Source organism: Streptomyces violaceorubidus (assembly GCF_000717995.1).
GTDB lineage: Bacteria > Actinomycetota > Actinomycetes > Streptomycetales > Streptomycetaceae > Streptomyces > Streptomyces violaceorubidus.
The window spans coordinates 15,332-37,516 of record NZ_JODM01000025.1; the positions used below are offsets into that span (position 1 = coordinate 15,332).

Below are 22,185 nucleotides of genomic sequence, written 5' to 3' on the forward strand. Positions count from 1 at the left end.
ATCTCAGTCGTCTTGGTTCTCGGAAAACGGATGTCACGATGTGAGACACCCGCCTCCTTCCCCGGACAGTCGGCCGGAGCGCCCGCTCAGCACTCGATGATGTTCACCGCGAGCCCGCCCCGCGCCGTCTCCTTGTACTTGACCGACATGTCGGCGCCGGTTTCCTTCATGGTCTTGATGACCTTGTCGAGGGAGACCTTGTGGGAGCCGTCGCCGCGCATCGCCATCCGGGCCGCCGTGACCGCCTTGACCGCGGCCATGCCGTTGCGCTCGATGCAGGGGATCTGGACCAGGCCGCCGACCGGGTCGCAGGTGAGGCCGAGGTTGTGCTCCATGCCGATCTCGGCGGCGTTCTCCACCTGCTCCGGGGTGCCGCCCAGCACCTCGGCGAGGGCGCCGGCCGCCATCGAGCAGGCCGAGCCGACCTCGCCCTGGCAGCCGACCTCGGCGCCGGAGATGGAGGCGTTCTCCTTGAAGAGCATGCCGATGGCGCCCGCGGCGAGGAGGAAGCGGACCACGCCCTCCTCGTCGGCACCGGGCACGAAGTTCATGTAGTAGTGCAGGACCGCCGGGATGATGCCGGCCGCGCCGTTGGTCGGGGCGGTGACGACCCGGCCGCCGGCCGCGTTCTCCTCGTTCACGGCCATCGCGTAGAGAGTGATCCACTCCATCGCCAGGGCCTGCGGGTCGCCCTCGGAGCGCAGCTTGCGCGCGGTGTTCGCGGCGCGGCGGCGGACCTTCAGGCCGCCCGGCAGGATGCCCTCGCGGGACATGCCGCGGTCCACGCAGGCCCGCATGACCCGCCAGATCTCCAGCAGCCCCTCGCGGATCTCGTCGTCGTCGCGCCAGGCCCGCTCGTTCTCCAGCATCAGCGCGGAGATGGACAGGCCCGTCTCCCGGGCCAGGCGCAGCAGCTCGTCACCGGTGCGGAAGGGGTACTTCAGCACCGTGTCGTCGAGCACGATGCGGTCCGCGCCCACCGCGTCCTCGTCGACGACGAAGCCGCCGCCGACCGAGTAGTAGGTCTTGGTCAGCACCTCGGCGCCCCGCGCGTCGTACGCCCGCAGCGTCATGCCGTTGGCGTGGTAGGGGAGGGCCTTGCGGCGGTGCAGGACCATGTCGTCGTCGTAGGAGAAGGCGATCTCGTGCTCGCCGAGGAGGCGGAGGGTGCCCGAGGCCCTGATCTTCTCGACGCGGTCGTCGGCCGTCTCCACGTCCACCGTGCGCGGTGAGTCGCCCTCCAGGCCGAGCAGCACCGCCTTGGGGGTGCCGTGGCCGTGGCCGGTGGCGCCGAGCGAGCCGTACAGCTCGGCTCGGACCGAGGCGACGGAGTCCAGCGACTCCTCGCCCCGCAGGCGGCGGGCGAACATACGGGCCGCGCGCATCGGGCCGACCGTGTGCGAGCTCGACGGGCCGATGCCGATCGAGAACAGGTCGAAGACCGAGATGGCCACGGGGACTCCTCAGAACGGGGGTGGTGCAGAGGGGGGTGATCCGGACGGGGTGCCGGACCGCTTGTGGCGGGCGGCACCCCGTCCGGGTGCGCGGTGTCTACTTGTTCAGACCCGGGTACAGCGGGTGCTTGTCGGCCAGGGCCTTCACCCGGGCCTTGAGGGCCTGGGCGTCGTAGGACGGCTTCAGCGCCTCGGCGATCACGTCCGCGACCTCGGCGAAGTCCTCGGCGGTGAAGCCGCGGGTGGCCAGGGCCGGCGTACCGATGCGCAGACCGGAGGTCACCATCGGCGGACGCGGGTCGTTCGGGACGGCGTTGCGGTTGACCGTGATGCCGACCTCGTGGAGACGGTCCTCGGCCTGCTGCCCGTCCAGCTCGGAGTCGCGCAGGTCCACCAGGACCAGGTGGACGTCCGTGCCGCCGGTCAGGACGGAGACGCCCGCCGCCTTGGCGTCGTCCCGCACCAGGCGTTCGGCCAGGATGCGGGCACCCTCCAGCGTACGGCCCTGGCGCTCCTTGAAGTCCTCGCTCGCGGCGACCTTGAAGGCGACGGCCTTGGCGGCCACCACGTGCTCCAGCGGGCCACCCTGCTGACCGGGGAAGACGGCGGAGTTGATCTTCTTGGCCAGCTCGGCCGTGGAGAGGATCACACCGCCGCGCGGGCCGCCCAGGGTCTTGTGGGTGGTGGTCGTCACCACGTGCGCGTGCGGGACCGGGTTCGGGTGCAGGCCCGCCGCGACCAGGCCGGCGAAGTGCGCCATGTCGACCATCAGGTACGCGCCGACCTCGTCCGCGACCTTGCGGAAGGCGGCGAAGTCCAGTTGACGCGGGTACGCCGACCAGCCGGCCACGATCAGCTTCGGCCTGTTCTCCTTGGCGAGGCGCTCCACCTCGGCCATGTCGACCTGGCCGTCGTCGCCGACGTGGTAGGGGACGACGTTGTAGAGCTTGCCGGAGAAGTTGATCTTCATGCCGTGGGTCAGGTGCCCGCCGTGGGCGAGGTTCAGACCCATGATCGTGTCGCCCGGCTTGAGCAGCGCGAACATCGCGGCCGCGTTGGCCTGGGCGCCCGAGTGCGGCTGCACGTTGGCGTGCTCGGCGCCGAAGAGCGCCTTGACCCGGTCGACGGCGATCTGCTCGACCACGTCGACGTGCTCGCAGCCGCCGTAGTAGCGGCGGCCGGGGTAGCCCTCGGCGTACTTGTTGGTGAGGACCGAGCCCTGGGCCTCCATGACCGCGACCGGAGCGAAGTTCTCCGAGGCGATCATCTCGAGGGTGGACTGCTGGCGGTCCAGCTCGGCGTCGACGGCGGCGGCGACGTCCGGGTCCAGCTCGTGCAGGGGTGTGTTCAGAAGCGACATGCGGTCGTGACTCCTCAGGCGCCGGCGAAGGCGGTGTACTCGTCGGCGGAGAGCAGGTCGGCCGGCTCGTCCGTGATCCGCACCTTGAACAGCCAGCCGCCCTCGAAGGGGGCGCTGTTCACCAGCGACGGGTCGTTGACGACGTCCTCGTTGACCTCGGTGATCTCGCCGGAGACGGGGGAGTACAGGTCGGAGACGGACTTGGTCGACTCCAGTTCGCCGCAGGTCTCGCCCGCGGTCACCGCGTCGCCGACCTCGGGGAGCTGGACGAAGACGACGTCACCGAGCGCGTTGGCCGCGTGCTCCGTGATGCCGACCGTCGAGACGCCGTCCTCGGCGCCCGACAGCCACTCGTGCTCCTTGCTGTAGCGCAGCTGCTGGGGGTTGCTCATGGCCTGAATTCTCCTGTACGCGAGGAAGTGGCTGGTGAAGGGGGTGGTGGGGCAGGGTGCGCCCGGTGTGGCGCATGGGAGCTGCCGGGGAGGGCCGCCGCCCAGTGTCTACTTCTGACGCCGGTAGAACGGCAGCGCCACGACCTGGTACGGCTCGTGGCTGCCCCGGATGTCCACGCCGACGCCCTCCGTGCCCTCGGCCGCGTGCGCCGGGTCGACGTACGCCATGGCGATCGGCTTGCCCAGCGTCGGGGACGGGGCGCCGGAGGTGACCTCGCCGATCACTTCGCCGCCGGCGACGACCGGGTACCCGGCGCGCGGGACCCGGCGGCCCTCGGCGACCAGGCCGACCAGGACCCTGGGCGGCTCGGAAGCGGCGCGCTCGGCGGCCTCGGCCAGCGCGGCGCGCCCGACGAAGTCGCCCTCCTTCTCGAACTTCACCACCCGGCCGAGACCGGCGTCGAACGGCGTCAGCGCGGTCGACAGCTCGTTGCCGTACAGCGGCATCCCCGCCTCCAGGCGGAGCGTGTCCCGGCAGGACAGGCCGCACGGGACCAGCCCGACGCCCTCGCCCGCCCGGGTCAGCGCCTGCCACAGCTCGACGGCGTGCTCGGGCTTCACGAACAGCTCGAAGCCGTCCTCGCCGGTGTAGCCGGTGCGCGCGATCAGCGCCGGGACACCCGCGACCGTGCCGGGCAGACCGGCGTAGTACTTCAGGCCGTCCAGGTCGGCGTCGGTGAGGCCCTTCAGGATCCCGGGGGACTGCGGGCCCTGCACGGCGAGCAGCGCGTAGGCGTCGCGGTCGTCGCGCACCTCGGCGTCGAAACCGGCCGCCCGCGCGGTCAGCGCGTCCAGCACGACCTGGGCGTTGGAGGCGTTGGCGACGACCATGTAGTGAGCGGAGCCGGCGTCCGTGTCAGCGAGCCGGTAGACGATCAGGTCGTCCAGGATGCCGCCGTCCTCGCGGCAGATCATGGTGTAGCGGGCCCGGCCCGGCTTCACGCCGCCGATGTTGCCGACCAGCGCGAAGTCCAGCAGCGCGGCCGCCTGCGGCCCGGTGACGGTGATCTCGCCCATGTGCGAGAGGTCGAAGAGACCGGCGCGGGTGCGCACCGCGACGTGCTCCTCGCGCTCGGAGCCGTAGCGCAGCGGCATGTCCCAGCCGGCGAAGTCGGTCATCGTCGCGCCCAGCGCGCGATGCGTGGCATCGAGCGCGGTACGGCGCGGTTCGTTACTGCTCATCGGTCGGTCGTCTCCCAGGACAGGACGTGGCGAGGTCGGTCCTCCCCATCTGTCATCGGAACCTGAGAGGTTCACCACGGCCACCGCAGTACGGCGATCAGGGCTTGCACCTTGGGTGGGACCGCCGTCGGGGGCGGTCCGCTTTTCAGATGTGCCTCGCCCGCGCGGTAACGGTGCCTGAGAGATTCAAGGGAGGGACTTGCTCCTTCGGCGCCCCGGCGCGGCCGGGGACTCTCCCGCGCGGATTCAAACGGCCGGTATGCAGTTGGCGCCGCCATCATTGCACGCCCGGCTCATCCGTGGCAGACCGTGATCTGTAACCGGCTTGTGGCAGTAAGCGAACGAAAACGCGAGACCCGCGCATTACCTTCTCTTTACACTCGACGGGGAGGTACTCGTGTACCGCCCCAGGGGAGGACGATCACGGTGAACAGGACCACGGCCTACGCCACGACCTCGGGACTCGCGCTGCCCAAGCAGCCCGCCGCCCCGGCCCCCGAGGCATGCGCCCCACTGACCGCACCCGTCGTCCGCGACCTCAGGGACCGTGACGGCCGCAGCCCGCACGCCCTGCTCTTCGGACCCCGGGACCTAGTGGTGATCACCGGCCTGCCCGGCAGCGGCAAGTCCACCCTGATGCGGCGCACCGTGCGCGGCCGTCGCGTCGACTCCCAGGACACCCGCGACCGCTGGGACCGCCGCATGCCGCGCTTACTGCCGTACGCGCTCTACCGCCCCCTGGTCCGCCTCGCCCACTACGCGGGGCTGCGCCGGGCGGTGCGCTCCGGCGAGGGCGTCGTCGTGCACGACTGCGGCACCCAGGCCTGGGTGCGCGGCTGGCTGGCCCGCGAGTCCCGCCGCCGGGACGGCGCCCTGCACCTGCTGCTCCTCGACGTCGCCCCCGACGAGGCCCTGGCCGGCCAGCGCGAGCGCGGCCGGGGCGTCTCGCGGTACGCGTTCCTGCGGCACCGCACGGCCAACTCCCGCCTGCTGCGCGCGGTGACCGACGGCACCCTGCCCGCCGGCTGCGCCTCGGCGGTCGTCCTCGACCGGGCGGCGGCCGACACCCTGCGGCGGATCGCCTTCACGGGGTGACGCACGGTAGGGCCAGGGGGCCGAACGGGTTAGCCTTTCAGCCACGAACGGCGGTACCAGGCAGGCGGTAGGTAGGCAGATGGACTTCCCGGCACAGGCGCACCCCCACCCGCACGGCGGATGGCCAGGCAACGAGCTGGAGGAGGTGCTGTCCGCCTCCCTCGGCATCCCGTCGGCCGGCGGCCGGATCGTGGAGGTCCTCGGCCGCAGCTTCGTCTGGGTGCCGCTGCCCAACGGCGGCGGCCCGCGCAGCGGCCCCCTCGACCTGCCCTCGCTGGAGATCGACGGACAGGCCTACGTGCCGGTGTTCAGCTCCGAGGAGCAGTTCCGCCAGGTCGCCGGGGCGCACATGGCGTACACCATCGCCCCCGCCGCGGAGTTCGCCCGCGGCCTGCCCCCGCAGATCGGCATCGCGGTGAACCCGGAGGGCGTGGTCGGCATCCCGCTGCCGCCGCCCGCGGTGGCCGAGCTGTGCCGGGCCGGGCGCACCCCGCTGGACGGGCCCGCGTCCGGCGGCCGGGTCCGCCTCTTCGAGCCGGACTGGCAGGACGACCCGGTGGACTTCCTGGCCGCGGCCTCCGCCGAGTTCGCCGGCACCGGCGTCGTCCGCAGCGCGCGCCGCTGCCTCGCCGCCGTCGAGACCGCCGACCCGGTCCTGTTCGTCGGCGTGGAACTGACCCACTGGGAGGGCGACGCCCGCGCCCTCCCCCTGGACGCCCTCGGCCGCGCCCTCGCCACGTCCCCCCTGAAGTGGCAGGTCAACCTGATCCTCCTGGAGGCCGCCCAGGACCCGGTCTGCGACTGGATGCGGGAGAACGTCCGCCCCTTCTACAACGGCGACTTGTAACCGTCGGCGGGGAGAGCGCCCCTTCAGGGCGCGGGGCCGTGACCTGTGCGGCTCGCCGCGTGGGCGCGACCAGCCACGACGTATCCGCCCCCGCGGGACGGCAGCACACCCCGAGCTCCCAGGCACCCCGCACCCGGCGGAGCCTTAAGCTGGTTTCATATCCGGGGGAACTTCTCGAAGGGGCGATACGCGTGAGCGCCAGCGGCACCACGACCGGGCAGGTCGAGCACATGCTGCGCCAGGTGACGCCCGGGCGCTACGACGCCTACGAGGCCCTGCTGCGCGCCCTCGCCGCCCCCACCTCCGGCCAGATCTGGATGCTGCTGTGGCACGGCCAGGCCGGCTCCCCGGACGCCCAGTACGGGAACATGGAGGTCGGCGGCTACGGCTACGCCCCCTGCGTGACCTCCGCCCAGGAGCTCTCCGCCAGTGGCTGGAACCGGTCGTACGAAGTGGTCGACGGCCTGGAGGTCGCCCGCGCCCTCTACCCGGACCACTACGGCCTGTGGCTCAACCCGCACGCCCCCGGCGGCGGCGTCGGCATCCCCTGGCTCGACCTGCGCCGCCTCGCCTCCGGCCTGGACCGCCAGCCCGCCGGGCCCCTGCGGCTGTCCGAACCGGCCATCGAGATCCCGCAGTTCTACGCCCTGCTCGCGCAGAACGCCCACCGCACCCCGGCCGTCCGCGCGCTGCGCCGCGCCTGGGTGCAGCCGGCGCTGGGCGCGCCGTACCTCGCCATCGGCCTGGACGTGTACGACACCTCCCCGCCGGCCGTCGACGCGGTGCGCGCGATGATGCAGCAGTCGGTCGGCGCGGTGCCGGACGGACTGCCGGTGTCGACGGTGGCGATGAGCGACGTCCATGATCCGGTCGCCCTGTGGCTGCGGGCCAACGCGCGTCCGTTCTACGACCGCGAGGCGCACGCGGCGGCCCCCGCCCAGGCGCCGGCGGGTGGGTACGGATACCCTCCGGCCGGTAACCGGTACTGAGGGTCGCGGGACCCGCGGAGCCCGCGGGCGCCGCCGGAAGAGGCGGTCTTCGCGCGTAGATGGGGACGTAAAGCCCCCGCATGTCCCCGATGTCCCAACTGGTCCGCGTCCGGCCCCCGTTACCCACTGTCCGGATAACGGAACACCTCAAACAGCATCACGGTTGCGCATCCATTCCCCGTCAGCTCTGGCTACAGATCGCCAAAGCGTTGAAGACTCCCGCAAGTAAGGGGTGGAAGCTCGCTCCTGTGTACGACGGACTGATCACGCCGCTACCGCGGCAAGTGCGGGCCGGCTACCGCCGGTTGAGAGGGGTCCCTGCCAGATGACGGCACCATTGCACGAGCCGACCGCGGAAGCGGCCCCGAGTGCGGCCGAGGAAGCGGCGGTTGCCGGCGCCGAGGCCAAGGCGGTACAGGGGCGTTCCCTTGGGCGCATCGCCTGGGAGCGGCTGAAACGGGACAAGCTGGCCCTCGCGGGCGGCACGGTGGTGCTCCTCCTCATCGTGATCGCGCTGCTGGCCCCCGTGATCGCCCACCTCGTCGGGCAGGACCCCGAGGCGCACCACGAGGACCTGATCGACCCGCTGTTCGGCACCCCCACCGGTTCCCTGGGCGGCATCAGCGGCGAGCACTGGCTCGGCGTCGAGCCCGTCAACGGCCGCGACATCTTCGCCCGCATCCTCTACGGCGCCCGGATCTCGCTGCTCGTCGGCTTCCTGTCCGCGATCGTCGCCGTGGTCATCGGCACCGTCCTCGGTGTCCTGGCCGGCTTCTTCGGCGGCTGGGTCGACTCCCTCATCAGCCGGGTCATGGACGGTCTGCTCGCCTTCCCGCAGCTGCTGTTCATCATCGCCCTGGTCTCGGTCATGCCGAACAACATGCTGGGCCTCACCGGCACCGGTGTCCGCCTGTTCGTGATGATCCTGGTCATCGGCTTCTTCGGCTGGCCGTACATCGGCCGCGTGGTCCGCGGCCAGACCCTGTCGATGCGCGAACGGGAGTACGTCGAGGCCGCCCGCTCCCTGGGTGCCGGGCGGTTCTACATCCTCTTCAAGGAACTGCTGCCCAACCTGGTCGCGCCGATCATCGTCTACACGACGATGATGATCCCCACCAACATCCTCACCGAGGCGGCACTCAGCTTCCTGGGTGTGGGCGTCAAGCCCCCCACGGCCTCGTGGGGGCAGATGCTCTCGAGCGCGATCGACTACTACGACTCGGACCCCATGTACATGGTGATCCCGGGTGTAGCGATCTTCATCACCGTGCTCGCCTTCAACCTCTTCGGCGACGGCGTGCGTGACGCGCTGGACCCGAAGGGCTCCCGCTGAACTGCCGTACCGCAAAGCGACCCGTGGCACCTGCACGGGGTCTCTCATCTAATCCGGAGGATCCGAGATCGTGACTACCCAACGCACCTCAGGGCGGCGCAAGCAGGTTCTGGCCGCTGCCGCGGTGGTGGCCGCGCTGCTGACCACGGCGGCGTGCGGCGGCGACAGCGACGGCGGCAACGGGGGCTCGAAGAACGGCGCTGCCGGCTTCGACGCCGCCAACAACAAGGTCGCCCAGGCGGACCAGGCCAAGAAGGGCGGCGAGCTGAAGTTCGCCAGCGCGCAGGACGCCGACTCGTGGGACACCACCCGCGGCTACTACGGCTTCATGTGGAACTTCTCGCGCTACTACTCCCGTCAGCTCGTCACCAACGCCACGGAGCCGGGCAAGGCCGGCGCCGGTGTGGTGCCGGACCTGGCCACCGCCACCGCCAAGGTCTCGGACGACGGCAAGACCTACACGTACACCCTGCGTGACGGCATCACCTGGGAGGACGGCAAGCCGATCACCTCCAAGGACGTCAAGTACGGCATCGAGCGCGTGTGGGCGCAGGACGTGCTCTCCGGCGGTCCGACGTACCTCAAGGAGGTGCTCGACCCCGAGGCCACGTACCAGGGTCCGTACAAGGACAAGTCCGCGGACAAGCTGGGTCTGAAGGCGATCGAGACGCCGGACGACAAGACCATCGTCTTCAAGCTGCCGAAGGCCAACTCGGACTTCGAGGAGATGCTCGCGCTCACCTCGGCCTCCCCGGTCCGCCAGGACAAGGACACCAAGTCCAAGTACGGTCTGCACCCGTTCTCCTCGGGCCCGTACAAGTTCCAGTCGTACAGCCCGGGCAAGGACCTCGTCCTGGTCCGCAACACCGAGTGGAAGCAGGACTCCGACCCGGTCCGCAAGGCGTACCCGGACAAGATCTCCATCAAGTTCTTCTCCAACGCCAACGACCTGGACTCCCGTCTGATCGCCGGCGACTACGACCTGGACCTCGCCCAGACCAGCCTCTCCCCGCAGGGCCGCTCCACCGCCCTCAAGGAGCACAAGGGCAACCTGGACAACCCGGTCTCCGGCTACGTCCGTTACGCCGTCTTCCCGCAGAGCGTGAAGCCGTTCGACAACGAGCACTGCCGCAAGGCCGTGATCTACGGCGCCGACCACGTCTCGCTGCAGACCGCGCGCGGCGGCCCGGTCGCCGGCGGCGACATCGGCACCAACATGCTGCCCCCGGGTGTCCCGGGCGCCGAGGGCCAGAAGTACGACCCGTACGGCATCGCCGGCGAGAACAAGACCGGCAACGTCGCCAAGGCCAAGGAAGAGCTGAAGGCCTGCGGCAAGCCCGAGGGCTTCAAGACCACCATCGCGGTCCGCAACAACAAGCCGGTCGAGGTGGCCACCGCCGAGTCGCTCCAGGCGTCGCTGAAGAAGGTCGGCATCACCGTCGACATCGACCAGTACGACGGCTCGCAGACCGCCGGCATCATCGGCAGCCCCGCGAACGTGAAGAAGAAGAACTACGGCATCATCATCATGGGCTGGGGCCCCGACTTCCCGTCGGTGCAGGGCTACGGCCAGCCGCTGTGGGACAGCCGGTTCATCCTGGAGAGCGGCAACAACAACTACGCGCTCATCAAGGACAAGTCGATCGACGGCCTCTTCGACGAGTACGCGAAGACCCTCGACGACGCCGACAAGGCCAAGATCGCGACCGAGATCAACCACAAGGTGTCGGAGGGCGGCTACTACCTGCCCTTCGTCTTCGAGAAGTTCCTGAACTTCCGCTCCAGCCGCCTCGCGAACGTCTACACGAGCGACGGCTACAGCGGCATGTACGACTTCGTCAACCTCGGTCTGAAGTCCACGAAGTAACCGGTACACCCGCCGAACGGCACGAAAGGCAGGTGAAGGCCGGCGCGGCGTGACCGCGGGCCATCGGACAACCTCCGGTGGCCCGCGGTCCGCAGCGGGCCGTTAGCTGTGCTCGCTTACCTCTTGAGGCGGTTGTTCGCCGCCGCTGTGATGCTCGTGGTCATCGTCATGGTGGTCTTCAGCATCTTCTTCCTGATCCCCAAGTGGGCAGGCGTCGACATCGCCGCGAGCTTCGTGGGCAAGCAGGCCGACCCCGCCTCGATCAAGGCCGTGGGGGAGAAGCTGGGTCTGGGCGACCCGATATACGCCCAGGTCTGGGAGTTCTTCCGCGGCATCTTCGTGGGCCGCACCTACTCGGGCGGCGGCGACGTCACCGAGTGCGCCGCCCCCTGCTTCGGCTACTCCTTCCGCAGTGAGCAGGCCATCTGGCCGGTGCTCACCGACCGCTTCCCGGTGACCCTGGGTCTCGCGCTCGGTGCCGCCGTGCTGTGGCTGATCTTCGGCCTGGCCGCCGGTGTGCTCTCCGCCCTCAAGCGGGGCACCCTGTGGGACCGCGGCGCGATGATCGTCGCCCTGGCCGGTGTCTCGCTGCCCATCTACTTCACCGGCCTGCTGAGCCTCGCGGCCTTCTCCTACGGGCTGGGCTGGCTCGACGCCCAGTACGTGCCGCTCTCGGACAGCTTCACCGGCTGGCTCGGCGGCATGATCCTGCCCTGGATCACCCTGGCCTTCCTGTACGCGGCGATGTACGCCCGGATCACCCGTGCGACCATGATGGAGATCCTCGGCGAGGACTACATCCGCACCGCCCGCGCCAAGGGACTCAGGGAAGGTGTCGTCATCCGCAAGCACGCCATGCGCTCGACGATGACGCCCATCCTCACCATGCTCGGCATGGACCTCGGCGCCCTCATCGGCGGCGCGATCCTGACGGAGACCACGTTCAGCCTCCCCGGCCTCGGCCAGGCCGTGCTCAACGCGATCAAGAACCAGGACCTGCCCGTCATCCTGGGCGTCACCCTGATCACTTCTCTCGCGGTGCTCATCGCCAACCTCGTGGTGGACGTCCTGTACGCCGTGATCGACCCCCGAGTGAGGCTCGCATGACCGAACTGAGCAAGAGCGGGGCAGCGGTGGGCGAGCCCACCGGCACCTCGTCCGCGCCGACCGCCTTCCTGGAAGTACGCGACCTCAAGGTGCACTTCCCGACCGACGACGGCCTGGTCAAGTCCGTCGACGGGCTCTCCTTCCAGCTGGAGAAGGGCAAGACCCTCGGCATCGTGGGCGAGTCCGGCTCCGGCAAGTCGGTGACCTCGCTCGGCATCATGGGCCTGCACACCGCCGGCCAGTACGGCAAGCGCAAGGCGCAGATCTCCGGCGAGATCTGGCTGGACGGCACCGAGCTGCTGTCCGCCGACCCCGACCACGTGCGCAAGCTGCGCGGCCGGGAGATGGCGATGATCTTCCAGGACCCGCTGTCCGCGCTGCACCCGTACTACACGATCGGCCAGCAGATCGTGGAGGCGTACCGCATCCACCACCCGGTGGACAAGAAGACCGCCAAGCGCCGCGCGGTGGAGATGCTCGACCGCGTCGGCATCCCGCAGCCCGACAAGCGGGTGGACAACTACCCGCACGAGTTCTCCGGCGGTATGCGCCAGCGCGCGATGATCGCGATGTCGCTGGTCAACAACCCCGAGCTGCTGATCGCGGACGAGCCGACCACCGCCCTGGACGTCACCGTCCAGGCGCAGATCCTCGACCTCATCCGGGACCTGCAGAAGGAGTTCGGCTCCGCGGTCATCATCATCACCCACGACCTGGGCGTCGTCGCCGAGCTGGCCGACGACCTCCTGGTGATGTACGGCGGCCGGTGCGTCGAGCGCGGTCCGGCGGAGAAGGTGTTCTACGAGCCCCGCCACCCCTACACCTGGGGCCTGCTCGGCTCGATGCCGCGGCTCGACCGCGAGCAGCAGGAACGCCTCATCCCGGTCAAGGGTTCGCCGCCCTCCCTCATCAACCTCCCGTCCGGCTGCGCCTTCAACCCGCGCTGCCCGTACGCCGACGTGCCCAAGGACGACGTCACCCGCACGGTCCGCCCCGACCTGACCGAGGTCGGCAGCAAGCACTGGGCCGCCTGCCACATGTCGCAGGAGCAGCGGGAGCGTATCTGGACCGAAGAGATTGCGCCGAAGCTGTGAGCGACCAGGCAGAGGACAAAGCGGTGACCATTCCCGCACAGACCAGCGGTACCACCCTCACCAAGGACGCCGCCCCCGGCGAGACCCTGCTGAAGGTGACCGGGCTGCAGAAGCACTTCCCGATCAAGAAGGGCCTGCTGCAGCGCCAGGTCGGCGCGGTCCGCGCCGTCGACGGCATCGACTTCGAGGTCAAGGCCGGCGAGACGCTGGGCGTCGTGGGCGAGTCCGGCTGCGGCAAGTCGACGATGGGCCGGCTGATCACCCGGCTGCTCGAACCGACCGCGGGCAAGGTCGAGTTCGAGGGCAAGGACATCACCCACCTCGGGGTCGGCGGCATGCGTCCGCTGCGCCGCGACGTGCAGATGATCTTCCAGGACCCGTACTCCTCGCTGAACCCGCGCCACACCATCGGCACGATCGTCAGCGCCCCCTTCAAGCTCCAGGGCGTCCAGCCCGAGGGCGGGGTCAAGAAGGAGGTGCAGCGGCTGCTGTCGGTGGTCGGTCTCAACCCCGAGCACTACAACCGCTACCCGCACGAGTTCTCCGGCGGCCAGCGCCAGCGCATCGGCATCGCCCGCGCGCTCGCGCTCAACCCGAAGCTGGTCGTGGCCGACGAGCCGGTCTCCGCGCTGGACGTGTCGATCCAGGCGCAGGTCGTCAACCTGCTCGACGACCTCCAGACCGAGCTGGGCCTGACGTACGTGATCATCGCGCACGACCTGTCCGTGGTCCGGCACGTCTCGGACCGCATCGCGGTGATGTACCTCGGCAAGATCATGGAGCTGGCCGACCGCGACCTGCTCTACAAGTCGCCGATGCACCCGTACACCAAGGCGCTGATGTCGGCCGTCCCGATCCCGGACCCGGCCCGCAAGGCGGCCAAGAGCGAGCGCATCCTGCTCAAGGGCGACGTGCCCTCGCCGATCGCCCCGCCGAGCGGCTGCCGCTTCCACACCCGGTGCTGGAAGGCGACGCAGATCTGCACCACCACCGAGCCGCCGCTCAAGGAGCTGCGGCCGGGCCAGCAGGTGGCCTGCCACCACCCGGAGAACTTCGAGGACCAGGCCCCGCAGGACGTCGTCCTGCTCACCGCCGCCAAGGAGGCGGCGGAGCTGGTGTCGGAGCAGGCGCTGGCCGAGTCGGCGGCGACCTCGGCGGCGGTGGCCGCGGAGGTCGAGACGTCCGAGACGTCCGAGACGTTCGAGACGTCCGAGGGCACGGAGACCGAGGCGTCGGAGACCGAGGCGACTGAGGCCGAGGCGACCGAGACCGACGCGGCCGGGGCGGAGTCGTCGGAGACCGAGGCCGAGGCGTCCGAGGGCGCCGGGAGCCGTGACGAGGAACCTCCCACCAAGGAGAAGTGACCTCGCCCACCTCGCCCAACAGTGAGCCCCTGCCTTCGTTTGTAAGGCAGGGGCTCACTGTTCGGTAAGAATGGAAGGGTGTACGAGCAACTCTTCAGCCCCACCGTCCAGCACACGCTCGACCTGGTCGGCATCTTCGTCTTCGCCATCTCCGGCGCGCTGCTGGCCGTACGCAAGAACTTCGACGTCTTCGGCATCGCCGTCCTCGCCGAGGTCACCGCGCTCGGCGGCGGGCTGTTCCGGGACCTGGTGATCGGCGCGGTGCCGCCCGCCGCCTTCACCGACCTCGGGTACTTCCTGACGCCGTTGCTGGCGACGGCGCTGGTCTTCTTCCTCCACCCGCATGTGGAGCGCCTCCAGACCGGCGTGAACATCTTCGACGCGGCCGGGCTCGGCCTCTTCTGTGTCGCCGGCACCACCAAGGCGTACGACTACGGTCTCGGCCTGACCGCCTCCGCCTGCCTGGGCCTGACCACGGCTGTGGGCGGCGGCGTGCTGCGCGACGTGCTCGCCAACGAGGTGCCCTCGCTGCTGCGCTGGGACCGCGACCTGTACGCCGTCCCGGCGATCGTCGGCTCCGCGATGGTCGCGCTGTGCATCCGCTACGAGGCGCTCACCCCGCTCACCAGCGGACTCGCGGTCGTCACCGCCTTCGTCCTGCGGCTGCTCGCGCTGCGCTTCCACTGGCGGGCGCCGCGGGCCTGGAACCGCCGGTCGACAGTGGTGGAGGGGGACTGACCAGGCCGAAGCGGCATCCGGAAAAGCTACCGCTTAGTAGTTTTCTGTTGTACCGTGCAGTCATGCCAGAAGCAGCCTCCGCAGCGGCCACCCGGGCCACCATCGGCGACAGCGAGTTCGACCGCGACACCGCCGTCACCCCGCGCGCCCCCGGCGTCTACGACCTCGACCTGTCGGCCGGCTGGACGATCATCAACGCCGTCAACGGCGGCTATCTGCTGGCCGTCCTGGGCCGCGCCCTCGGCGACGCGCTCCCGCACCCCGACCCGTTCACCGTCTCGGCCCACTACCTCACCGCATCCCGGCCGGGCCCGGCGGTCGTGCGCACCGAGACCGTCCGCACGGGACGCACCCTCTCCACCGGCCAGGCATCCCTCCTCCAGTACGACGACGAGGGCAACGAGGTCGAGCGCATCCGGGTCCTCGCCTCCTACGGCGACCTCGACACGCTCCCCGACGACGTCCGCACCTCGGCCGAGCCGCCCGCGATCCCGCCGATGGACCAGTGCTTCGGCCCGGAGGACGGCCCCGCCCCGGTCGAAGGCAGCTCGGCCATCGCCGACCGGCTGATGCTCAAGCTCGACCCCGCCACCCTGGGCTGGGCGCTGGGGCAGCCCTCGGGCCGGGGCGAGATGCGGGCCTGGTTCGGCCTCGCCGACGGCCGCGACGCCGACCCGCTCTCCCTGCTCCTCGCGGTGGACGCGCTGCCCCCGACCGCCTTCGAGCTGGGGCTCAAGGGCTGGGTGCCGACGGTCGAGCTGACCGTGCACGTGCGGTGCCGCCCGGCACCGGGGCCGCTGCGGGTCTCCATCACCACCCGCAACCTGGCCGGCGGCTTCCTGGAGGAGGACGCCGAGGTCTGGGACAGCGCCGACCGCCTGGTCGCCCAGTCCCGCCAGCTGGCCCGGGTCCGCCTCGGCTGACGCGGGCCTTCCTCAGTCCAGCCAGTGCCTGCGGCCGACGCTGATCAGCCGCAGTTGCCGCCGTGCCGTCTCGACGGCCCGGCGGCGCTCCTCTTCCGGGGCGTCCAGCGTCTCCAGGAACAGGGACGCCGTGATCAGCATCTGGTCGACGTAGAGCCCCGCGAGCATCCGCAGGTCCGCCTCGCTCCAGCCCGCCGCCGACGCGTCCGTGGCCAGCTCGGCCCGCACCTCCTCGGCGAACCGCGCCAACTGCTCCCGTATGGCCCGGCGCACCGGCTGCACCCCGCCGTGCCGTTCCCGCGCGATGAAGCGGACGTGGGCAGGGTGCGCGGCTACGTGACCGGCGATCAGCTCGACGGCGCGGGCGATGCGCTCGTCGTCGTCCTCGGCCGGTGAGAGCGTGGTGCGGATCATCGGGTGCAGGCTGCCCAGCGCCTCCTCGACCAGCGCCACGCCGAGATCCGCCGTGGAGTGGAAGTGCCGGTAGAAGGCGGTCGGGGCGACGCCCACGGCGCGGGTGACCTCACGCAGCCCCAGGCTGCTCAGGCTCTGCTCCTCCAGCAGGCCGAGCGCCGCGTCGAGGAGCGCCTGCCGGGTCTTCCGCTTCTGCGCCTGCCGGACGCCGGAGGTGTGACTCATGCCATGCAGTTAACAACTGTTCTCCGGAATTGAAAAGCCGTGCGGCGCGCTAGACTGAAAAGTCAGTGAACAACTGTAACCACAATCGTTCACCGAAGCGTCCACGCAAGGTTGGGGGATCCGTTCCATGCTGTTCCTCGTCGTCGCACTTCTGCTCTTCGGTGTGGTCCTGGGCGCCGTCGCCCACGCACCGCTGACCTTCTCCGCCGCGGCCGGTCTGGTCATCGCCGTCTGGCTCGCCGTCTTCGCGGTCCGCGAGCGGCACGGCCGCCGACGCGGCACCTCCGCCCACTGACCCGCGCCCACCAGCGCACGGTCCACCGACGCACGGCAGGGAGAAGAACACCATGCAGCTCACCGCACCGGCCGACCGCTCCACCGGCACCGACCGCGCCCCCCGTCGCACCGGCCTCCGGGACACCGACGGCATGGCCGTCGCCTCGTTCGTCCTCGGTCTGCTCGGCCTGCTCGTCCTCAACGTCTTCCTCGGCCCGATCGCCATCGCCCTGGCGGGCGTCGCCCTGTGGCGCGGCACCGCCCGCCGCGGCCGGGCCCTCCTCGGCCTCGGCCTCGGCGTCGCCGACCTGCTGGTCCTGGTGACGTTCATGTCCGCCGACCACACGATGTCGTGGAGCCTGTGAGCCACCGCACCGTCGCGTCCTGGCCGGCGCGGGACGAGTCCGGCCTTGGTCCGAGACGGGGCGGAACCGCCCCGTAGAATCGGCCGCACCATGGCTTACCTCGACCACGCCGCGACGACCCCGATGCTTCCCGAGGCAGTCGAGGCACTCACCGCGCACCTGGGCGTCACCGGCAACGCCTCCTCCCTCCACGCGTCCGGCCGCCGGGCGCGGCGCACCGTCGAGGAGGCCCGCGAGATGCTCGCCGAGGCGCTGGGCGCCCGCCCCAGCGAGGTGGTCCTCACCTCCGGCGGCACCGAGGCCGACAATCTCGCCGTCAAGGGTCTGTACTGGGCCCGCCGCGACGCCGACCCGGCCCGCACCAGGGTCCTCGCCAGTCCCGTCGAGCACCACGCGGTCCTCGACGCCGTCCACTGGCTCGGCGAGCACGAGGGCGCCACCGTCGAGTACCTGCCGGTCGACACCCACGGCCGGGTCCACCCCGAGACGCTGCGCGAGGCCATCGCCCGCGACCCCGGCGACGTCGCCCTCGCCACCGTCATGTGGGCCAACAACGAGATCGGCACGGTCATGCCGGTGCGGGAACTCGCCGACGTGGCCGCCGAGTTCGACGTGCCGCTGCACGCCGACGCGGTCCAGGCCTTCGGTCAGCTCCCGGTCGACTTCGCCGCCTCCGGGCTCGCCGCCATGACCGTTTCCGGCCACAAGATCGGCGGGCCCTACGGCATCGGCGCGCTGCTGCTCGGCCGGGAGTACACCCCGGTCCCCGTGCTGCACGGCGGCGGACAGGAACGCCACGTGCGCTCCGGCACCCTGGACGTGCCCGCCGTCGCCTCCTTCGCGGTCGCCGGCCGCCTCGCCGCCGAGCAGCGCGAGTGGTTCGCCCGCGAGATCGGCGCCCTGCGCGACGACCTGGTCGACGCCGTCCGTACGGCCGTCCCCGACGCGATCCTCGGCGGCGACCCGTCGCCCGGGGGCCGCCTGCCGGCCAACGCCCACTTCACCTTCCCGGGCTGCGAGGGCGACTCGCTCCTCCTCCTGCTCGACGCCCAGGGCATCGAGTGCTCCACCGGCTCGGCCTGCACCGCCGGCGTCGCCCAGCCCAGCCACGTCCTACTGGCCGCCGGCACCGACCCCGACCTGGCCCGCGGCACCCTGCGCTTCTCCCTGGGCCACACCTCCACCGGGGCCGACGTGGAGGCGCTCGCCAAGGCGATCGGGCCCGCGGTGGAACGCGCCAGGGCGGCGGGGCTGTCGTAACCGACGGCTGTCGTAAGAGCGCTCGTAAGAGCGGTCGTCGGGCTGTCGTCAGGTTTGTCGCCGGGGCTCAGGCCTTGGTCGGCGGCTTCGACGGGCCGCTCGTGGCCGCCCGGCGCACCAGCTTCAGGTACCGGTCCCAGTCCCAGTGCGGCCCCGGGTCGGTGTGGTCGGTGCCCGGCACCTCCACGTGGCCGAGGATGTGCTTGCGGTCCACGGGTATGTCGTACCGCGCGCAGATCCCCGCCGTCAGCCGCGCGGAGGCGGCGTACATCGCGTCGGTGAAGTCCTGCGGGCGGTCCACGAAACCCTCGTGCTCGATACCGACACTGCGTTCGTTGTACTCGCGGTTGCCCGCGTGGTACGCCACGTCCAGCTCGCGGATCATCTGGGTGACGCGACCGTCCTGCCCGACGATGTAGTGCGCGGCCGCCTGGTGCCCCGGGTCCTGGAAGGCGCGCACCGCGCTGTCGAAGCTGCCCTGCGTGACATGGACGATCACCATGTCGATGCCGAAGTCGTCCGGCCGGTCCGCCCGCCGCCAGTTCGCCTCCGACGCCGCGACCCAGCGCGCGCCCGCGTAGTCGACCGCGCCCTCCTCGCGGGGCCGCTCGACGCCCGGGATCCGCCACCACAGCCGGGACAGCTCGTCACGGGCCAGCACGCCGGTGCCCACGGCCGCCGCGGCACCGCCGACGATCAGCGCGCGGCGGCCGATGTGCCGGTCGCCGTCCGCGGACCCACCGCTCGTGGACCCGCTCGCGGATCCCTGCTTCGCCCCCATACGATCTTCAACGCATACTCGCGCGCTCCGGTTCCCGCCTCCCCGTACCCTGGAGGGGTTATGACTGAGACCCCGCAGCGCACCCGTCCCCTCCGCGTCCTCGCCGCCATGTCGGGCGGAGTCGACTCCGCCGTCGCCGCCGCCCGCGCGGCCGAGGCGGGGCACGACGTGACCGGCGTCCACCTGGCGCTCTCCGCGAACCCGCAGTCCTTCCGCACGGGCGCCCGGGGCTGTTGCACCATCGAGGACTCCCGGGACGCCCGCCGGGCCGCGGACGTCATCGGCATCCCGTTCTACGTGTGGGACCTCGCCGACCGCTTCCGGGAGGACGTGGTCGAGGACTTCGTCGCCGAGTACGAGGCCGGCCGCACCCCCAACCCGTGCCTGCGCTGCAACGAGAAGATCAAGTTCGCGGCCCTCCTCGACAAGGCCCTCGCGCTCGGCTTCGACGCCGTCTGCACCGGCCACTACGCGAAGGTGATCCTGCGCGAGGACGGCGTCCGCGAGCTGCACCGCGCCTCCGACATGGCCAAGGACCAGAGCTACGTCCTCGGGGTGCTCGACGACCGGCAGCTCGCCCACGCGATGTTCCCGCTCGGCGACACCGTCACCACCAAGGACGAGATCCGCGCGGAGGCCGAGCGCAGGGGCCTCGCGGTCGCCAAGAAGCCCGACTCGCACGACATCTGCTTCATCGCCGACGGCGACACCCAGGGCTTCCTCGCCAACCGCCTGGGCAGGGCGGAGGGCGACATCGTCGACGAGGCGGGCAACCGGCTCGGCACCCACGAGGGTGCGTACGGCTACACCATCGGCCAGCGCAAGGGCCTGAGGATCGGCACCCCGGCCCCCGACGGCAAGCCGCGCTACGTCCTGGACATCTCCCCGGTGGACAACACCGTGACGGTCGGCCCGGCCGAGGCCCTCGACGTCGACGCCCTCCGCGCGATCAAGCCCCGCTGGTGCGGCGCCGCCCCCACCGGCCCCGGCACCTACACGGCACAGCTGCGCGCCCACGGCGGCGAGAGCGAGGTACGGGCCGAACTGGTCGACGGCACCCTGGAGGTGGCCTTCACCGAGCCCGTCCGCGGCGTCGCCCCCGGCCAGGCGATCGTGCTGTACGACGGCACGCGCGTGGTGGGCTCGGCGACGATCGCGTCCACCACGCGCGCGACGGCCGGCGCGGCCTGAGCGGACGCCGGGGCGGGCGCGGCGACGGCGTCGGCGACCGACCCGGCCTCCGCCCGCCTCACCCGGCGAGGAACTCCGCCAGCACCGGCGCCAGTACGCCCGGCTCCACCCTGTGGGTCTGCCGGTCCACGGTGCCGTAGGTGCCCTCCGGGGCCGCCTCCGCGATCGCGCGGGCCGCCTCGTGCCACCACGCGTCGCTCGCGCCGCCCGCGAGGACCAGCAGCGGCACGGTGATCGCGGCGATCTCGGTGCGGGGCACCCGGCTGTCGCCCAGCACGGCGTCGTCGTACGCCAGACTCGGTGCCAGCGACTCCATCCCGGCCCACATGGGCGCCTGCCGGGCACCGCGGATCATCTCCTCGCCCAGCCCCGTGTGGCGCAGGAACAGCTCCACCGCGTCCCCGCGACGGCCCTGCCCCAGCGCCTCGGTGAGCCGCTCGGTGTACTCGGCCGCGGCCCGCGCGGCGGCGTCGTCCATGGCGTACGGCACCTCGTACACGGCGACCCGGCGCACCGGCAGGCCGCTCGCCGCCGCCCGGAGCACCAGCGCGCCGCCCGACGACATGCCGTACAGCGACGCCTCGCCGCCCGCCGCCTCGATCAGCGCCGCCAGGTCCTCGATCTCGCGTTCCACCGCGTAGGGCGCCGTGTCGCCGCTCTCGCCGCGCCCCCGGCGGTCGTACACGGTGACGTCGAAGCGGTCCGACAGTTCGGCGGCCAGGGGCGCCGTCGTGGCACCCGTCGACATCGCGCCGCCGACGAGGACGACCGCCGGTCCCCGCCCGGAGCGTTCGTAGGCGATGCGGGTGCCGTCACGCGAAACAGTCGTCTTCTCCATGCCTGTGCAGACTGCCCTACGGCACGGGATTCAGCGCTCAGGACACCTCGACTTCGTAGAAACAGAGGTGGTCCTTGATCTGCGCGACCTCCGGCTTCGGGTCCGGGTACGCCCAGACCAGGTCGGCCGCGTCCGGCAGCGACCAGTAGGACGCGTCGCCCTTGAAGGGGCAGTGGGTGTGCGTGCCGGACGGGGTCAGCAGGTCGACGCGCACGTCCCGGGGCGGGATGTAGTACCGGTCCGGACAGCCCGTCTCGTGCAGTACCAGCGCCCCGTCGCTCTCCGCCAGCACCTGCCCGCCGTGCACCACGCGCACGTGCCGCTCGCTCGGCTCGACGGTGATGACGTGTCCCTTGAGTCCCTTGGTCACGGTCGTCCTCCTTGGCTGGGTGGCCCTGGCTCGATGGCCCGCTCCTCCCAGGAGAGCACGGCCGGAAGCCGAGTTCTTCCCGCCCGCGCGGGAACGTACCGTTGAGCCATGAACATCTGCGTCTTCCTCTCCGCCGCCGACCTCGACGAGCGCTACACGGGCCCCGCCAGGGAGTTCGCCGAACTCCTCGGCAAGGGCGGGCACACCCTCGTCTGGGGCGGCTCCGACGTCGGCCTGATGAAGGTCGTCGCCGACGGGGTGCAGGAGGCCGGCGGACGGCTGCTCGGGGTCTCGGTGGACTTCCTGGCGGCCAAGGCGCGCGAGGGCGCCGACGAGATGGTGATCGCCCCCGACCTGGCCGAGCGCAAGCGGCTGCTGCTGGAGAAGGCCGACGCCGTGGTCATCATGGTGGGCGGCACCGGCACCCTCGACGAGGCCACCGAGATCCTGGAGCTGAAGAAGCACGGGCACACCGACAAGCCGGTCGTCCTGCTCAACACCGCGGGCTTCTACGACGGCCTCAAGGAGCAGTTCCGCCGCATGGAGGACGAGGGCTTCCTGCCCCGCCCCCTCACCGAGCTGGTGTTCTTCGCCGAGGAGCCGGTCGGCGCGCTCGCCTACCTGGAGGAGAGCCAGGGCATCGCCTAGGGCACCGGTGGT

Annotated in this window: 23 protein-coding genes and 2 riboswitches; of the genes, 15 read left to right on the forward strand and 8 right to left on the reverse strand. The window is 71.2% G+C overall.

Annotated elements, in window-relative coordinates:
- Window positions 1-86 precede the first annotated feature (86 nt).
- The 4 genes from IE94_RS0124920 to gcvT form a co-directional block, all read right to left on the reverse strand.
- Window positions 87-1,454 carry an L-serine ammonia-lyase gene (locus IE94_RS0124920; protein ID WP_030188351.1) on the reverse strand — a complete coding sequence of 456 codons (1,368 nt, stop codon included), beginning with the start codon at window positions 1,452-1,454 and terminating at the stop codon, window positions 87-89.
- Window positions 1,455-1,551: 97 nt separating this feature from the next.
- Window positions 1,552-2,814 (reverse strand): serine hydroxymethyltransferase, encoded by a 1,263-nt coding sequence (gene glyA, locus IE94_RS0124925; RefSeq protein WP_030188354.1) that lies wholly within the window; start codon window positions 2,812-2,814, stop codon window positions 1,552-1,554.
- A gap of 14 nt (window positions 2,815-2,828) precedes the next feature.
- Window positions 2,829-3,206: a glycine cleavage system protein GcvH gene (gcvH, locus tag IE94_RS0124930; protein ID WP_030188356.1), complete on the reverse strand. Its 378-nt coding sequence runs from the start codon at window positions 3,204-3,206 to the stop codon at window positions 2,829-2,831.
- Window positions 3,207-3,314: 108 nt separating this feature from the next.
- Window positions 3,315-4,448, reverse strand: coding sequence for a glycine cleavage system aminomethyltransferase GcvT (gene gcvT, locus IE94_RS0124935; RefSeq protein ID WP_030188357.1), 1,134 nt, complete (start codon window positions 4,446-4,448; stop codon window positions 3,315-3,317).
- A 39-nt stretch (window positions 4,449-4,487) separates the two neighbouring features.
- A riboswitch (glycine riboswitch) is annotated at window positions 4,488-4,603 on the reverse strand.
- Window positions 4,604-4,697: riboswitch (glycine riboswitch) on the reverse strand.
- 177 nt (window positions 4,698-4,874) lie between these two features.
- Between gcvT and IE94_RS0124940 the strand changes: the two genes are divergently transcribed.
- The 10 genes from IE94_RS0124940 to IE94_RS0124985 all read left to right on the forward strand — a co-directional run bounded on the left by IE94_RS0124940 (window position 4,875) and on the right by IE94_RS0124985 (window position 15,805).
- The gene (locus IE94_RS0124940) at window positions 4,875-5,543 is read left to right on the forward strand and encodes an AAA family ATPase (protein WP_030188358.1); all 669 of its coding nucleotides are present in this window, start codon (window positions 4,875-4,877) and stop codon (window positions 5,541-5,543) included.
- Window positions 5,544-5,622: 79 nt separating this feature from the next.
- Window positions 5,623-6,390 carry an enhanced serine sensitivity protein SseB gene (locus IE94_RS0124945; protein ID WP_030188359.1) on the forward strand — a complete coding sequence of 256 codons (768 nt, stop codon included), beginning with the start codon at window positions 5,623-5,625 and terminating at the stop codon, window positions 6,388-6,390.
- A gap of 191 nt (window positions 6,391-6,581) precedes the next feature.
- On the forward strand, window positions 6,582-7,379 hold the full coding sequence (locus IE94_RS0124950) for an enhanced serine sensitivity protein SseB C-terminal domain-containing protein (protein ID WP_030188360.1): 798 nt from the start codon (window positions 6,582-6,584) through the stop codon (window positions 7,377-7,379).
- A 325-nt stretch (window positions 7,380-7,704) separates the two neighbouring features.
- Window positions 7,705-8,712: an ABC transporter permease gene (locus IE94_RS0124955; protein ID WP_030188362.1), complete on the forward strand. Its 1,008-nt coding sequence runs from the start codon at window positions 7,705-7,707 to the stop codon at window positions 8,710-8,712.
- A gap of 70 nt (window positions 8,713-8,782) precedes the next feature.
- Window positions 8,783-10,579 (forward strand): ABC transporter substrate-binding protein, encoded by a 1,797-nt coding sequence (locus IE94_RS0124960; RefSeq protein WP_030188364.1) that lies wholly within the window; start codon window positions 8,783-8,785, stop codon window positions 10,577-10,579.
- A gap of 108 nt (window positions 10,580-10,687) precedes the next feature.
- On the forward strand, window positions 10,688-11,686 hold the full coding sequence (locus IE94_RS0124965) for an ABC transporter permease (protein ID WP_030188366.1): 999 nt from the start codon (window positions 10,688-10,690) through the stop codon (window positions 11,684-11,686).
- Entirely contained in the window at window positions 11,683-12,780 is a 1,098-nt protein-coding gene (locus tag IE94_RS0124970) for an ABC transporter ATP-binding protein (protein WP_030188368.1), read from the forward strand. Before IE94_RS0124965 ends, IE94_RS0124970 begins: the two co-directional genes overlap by 4 nt.
- A 23-nt stretch (window positions 12,781-12,803) precedes the next feature.
- Window positions 12,804-14,144: an ABC transporter ATP-binding protein gene (locus IE94_RS0124975; RefSeq protein ID WP_037923516.1), complete on the forward strand. Its 1,341-nt coding sequence runs from the start codon at window positions 12,804-12,806 to the stop codon at window positions 14,142-14,144.
- A gap of 78 nt (window positions 14,145-14,222) precedes the next feature.
- Complete coding sequence (locus IE94_RS0124980) at window positions 14,223-14,882, forward strand: trimeric intracellular cation channel family protein (RefSeq protein ID WP_030188373.1); 660 nt, start codon at window positions 14,223-14,225, stop codon at window positions 14,880-14,882.
- Window positions 14,883-14,944: 62 nt separating this feature from the next.
- Entirely contained in the window at window positions 14,945-15,805 is an 861-nt protein-coding gene (locus tag IE94_RS0124985) for a thioesterase family protein (RefSeq protein WP_030188375.1), read from the forward strand.
- Between the two features lie 12 nt (window positions 15,806-15,817).
- On the opposite strand, the gene IE94_RS0124990 is transcribed toward IE94_RS0124985, so the two are convergent.
- Window positions 15,818-16,444, reverse strand: coding sequence for a TetR family transcriptional regulator (locus IE94_RS0124990; protein WP_030188377.1), 627 nt, complete (start codon window positions 16,442-16,444; stop codon window positions 15,818-15,820).
- A gap of 127 nt (window positions 16,445-16,571) precedes the next feature.
- On the opposite strand from IE94_RS0124990, the gene IE94_RS39475 reads away from it, so the two are divergent.
- The 3 genes from IE94_RS39475 to IE94_RS0125005 all read left to right on the forward strand — a co-directional run bounded on the left by IE94_RS39475 (window position 16,572) and on the right by IE94_RS0125005 (window position 18,345).
- Window positions 16,572-16,739 (forward strand): hypothetical protein, encoded by a 168-nt coding sequence (locus tag IE94_RS39475; RefSeq protein WP_030188379.1) that lies wholly within the window; start codon window positions 16,572-16,574, stop codon window positions 16,737-16,739.
- 52 nt (window positions 16,740-16,791) lie between these two features.
- Complete coding sequence (locus IE94_RS0125000) at window positions 16,792-17,085, forward strand: hypothetical protein (protein WP_030188382.1); 294 nt, start codon at window positions 16,792-16,794, stop codon at window positions 17,083-17,085.
- Window positions 17,086-17,175: 90 nt separating this feature from the next.
- Window positions 17,176-18,345, forward strand: coding sequence for a cysteine desulfurase family protein (locus tag IE94_RS0125005; RefSeq protein ID WP_030188384.1), 1,170 nt, complete (start codon window positions 17,176-17,178; stop codon window positions 18,343-18,345).
- Between the two features lie 67 nt (window positions 18,346-18,412).
- On the opposite strand, the gene IE94_RS0125010 is transcribed toward IE94_RS0125005, so the two are convergent.
- Window positions 18,413-19,126, reverse strand: coding sequence for an N-acetylmuramoyl-L-alanine amidase (locus tag IE94_RS0125010; protein WP_030188387.1), 714 nt, complete (start codon window positions 19,124-19,126; stop codon window positions 18,413-18,415).
- Between the two features lie 60 nt (window positions 19,127-19,186).
- Here IE94_RS0125010 and mnmA point away from each other — a divergent pair, with 60 nt between their 5' ends.
- Window positions 19,187-20,317, forward strand: a complete 1,131-nt coding sequence (gene mnmA / locus IE94_RS0125015) for a tRNA 2-thiouridine(34) synthase MnmA (RefSeq protein WP_030188389.1) — start codon at window positions 19,187-19,189, stop codon at window positions 20,315-20,317.
- A 58-nt stretch (window positions 20,318-20,375) separates the two neighbouring features.
- On the opposite strand, the gene IE94_RS0125020 is transcribed toward mnmA, so the two are convergent.
- Together IE94_RS0125020 and IE94_RS0125025 are read right to left on the reverse strand one after the other, a co-directional pair.
- Window positions 20,376-21,155: an alpha/beta fold hydrolase gene (locus IE94_RS0125020; RefSeq protein ID WP_030188392.1), complete on the reverse strand. Its 780-nt coding sequence runs from the start codon at window positions 21,153-21,155 to the stop codon at window positions 20,376-20,378.
- 37 nt (window positions 21,156-21,192) lie between these two features.
- The gene (locus IE94_RS0125025) at window positions 21,193-21,525 is read right to left on the reverse strand and encodes a DUF427 domain-containing protein (protein WP_030188394.1); all 333 of its coding nucleotides are present in this window, start codon (window positions 21,523-21,525) and stop codon (window positions 21,193-21,195) included.
- Between the two features lie 108 nt (window positions 21,526-21,633).
- Here IE94_RS0125025 and IE94_RS0125030 point away from each other — a divergent pair, with 108 nt between their 5' ends.
- Complete coding sequence (locus tag IE94_RS0125030) at window positions 21,634-22,173, forward strand: LOG family protein (protein ID WP_030188396.1); 540 nt, start codon at window positions 21,634-21,636, stop codon at window positions 22,171-22,173.
- Window positions 22,174-22,185 lie beyond the last annotated feature (12 nt).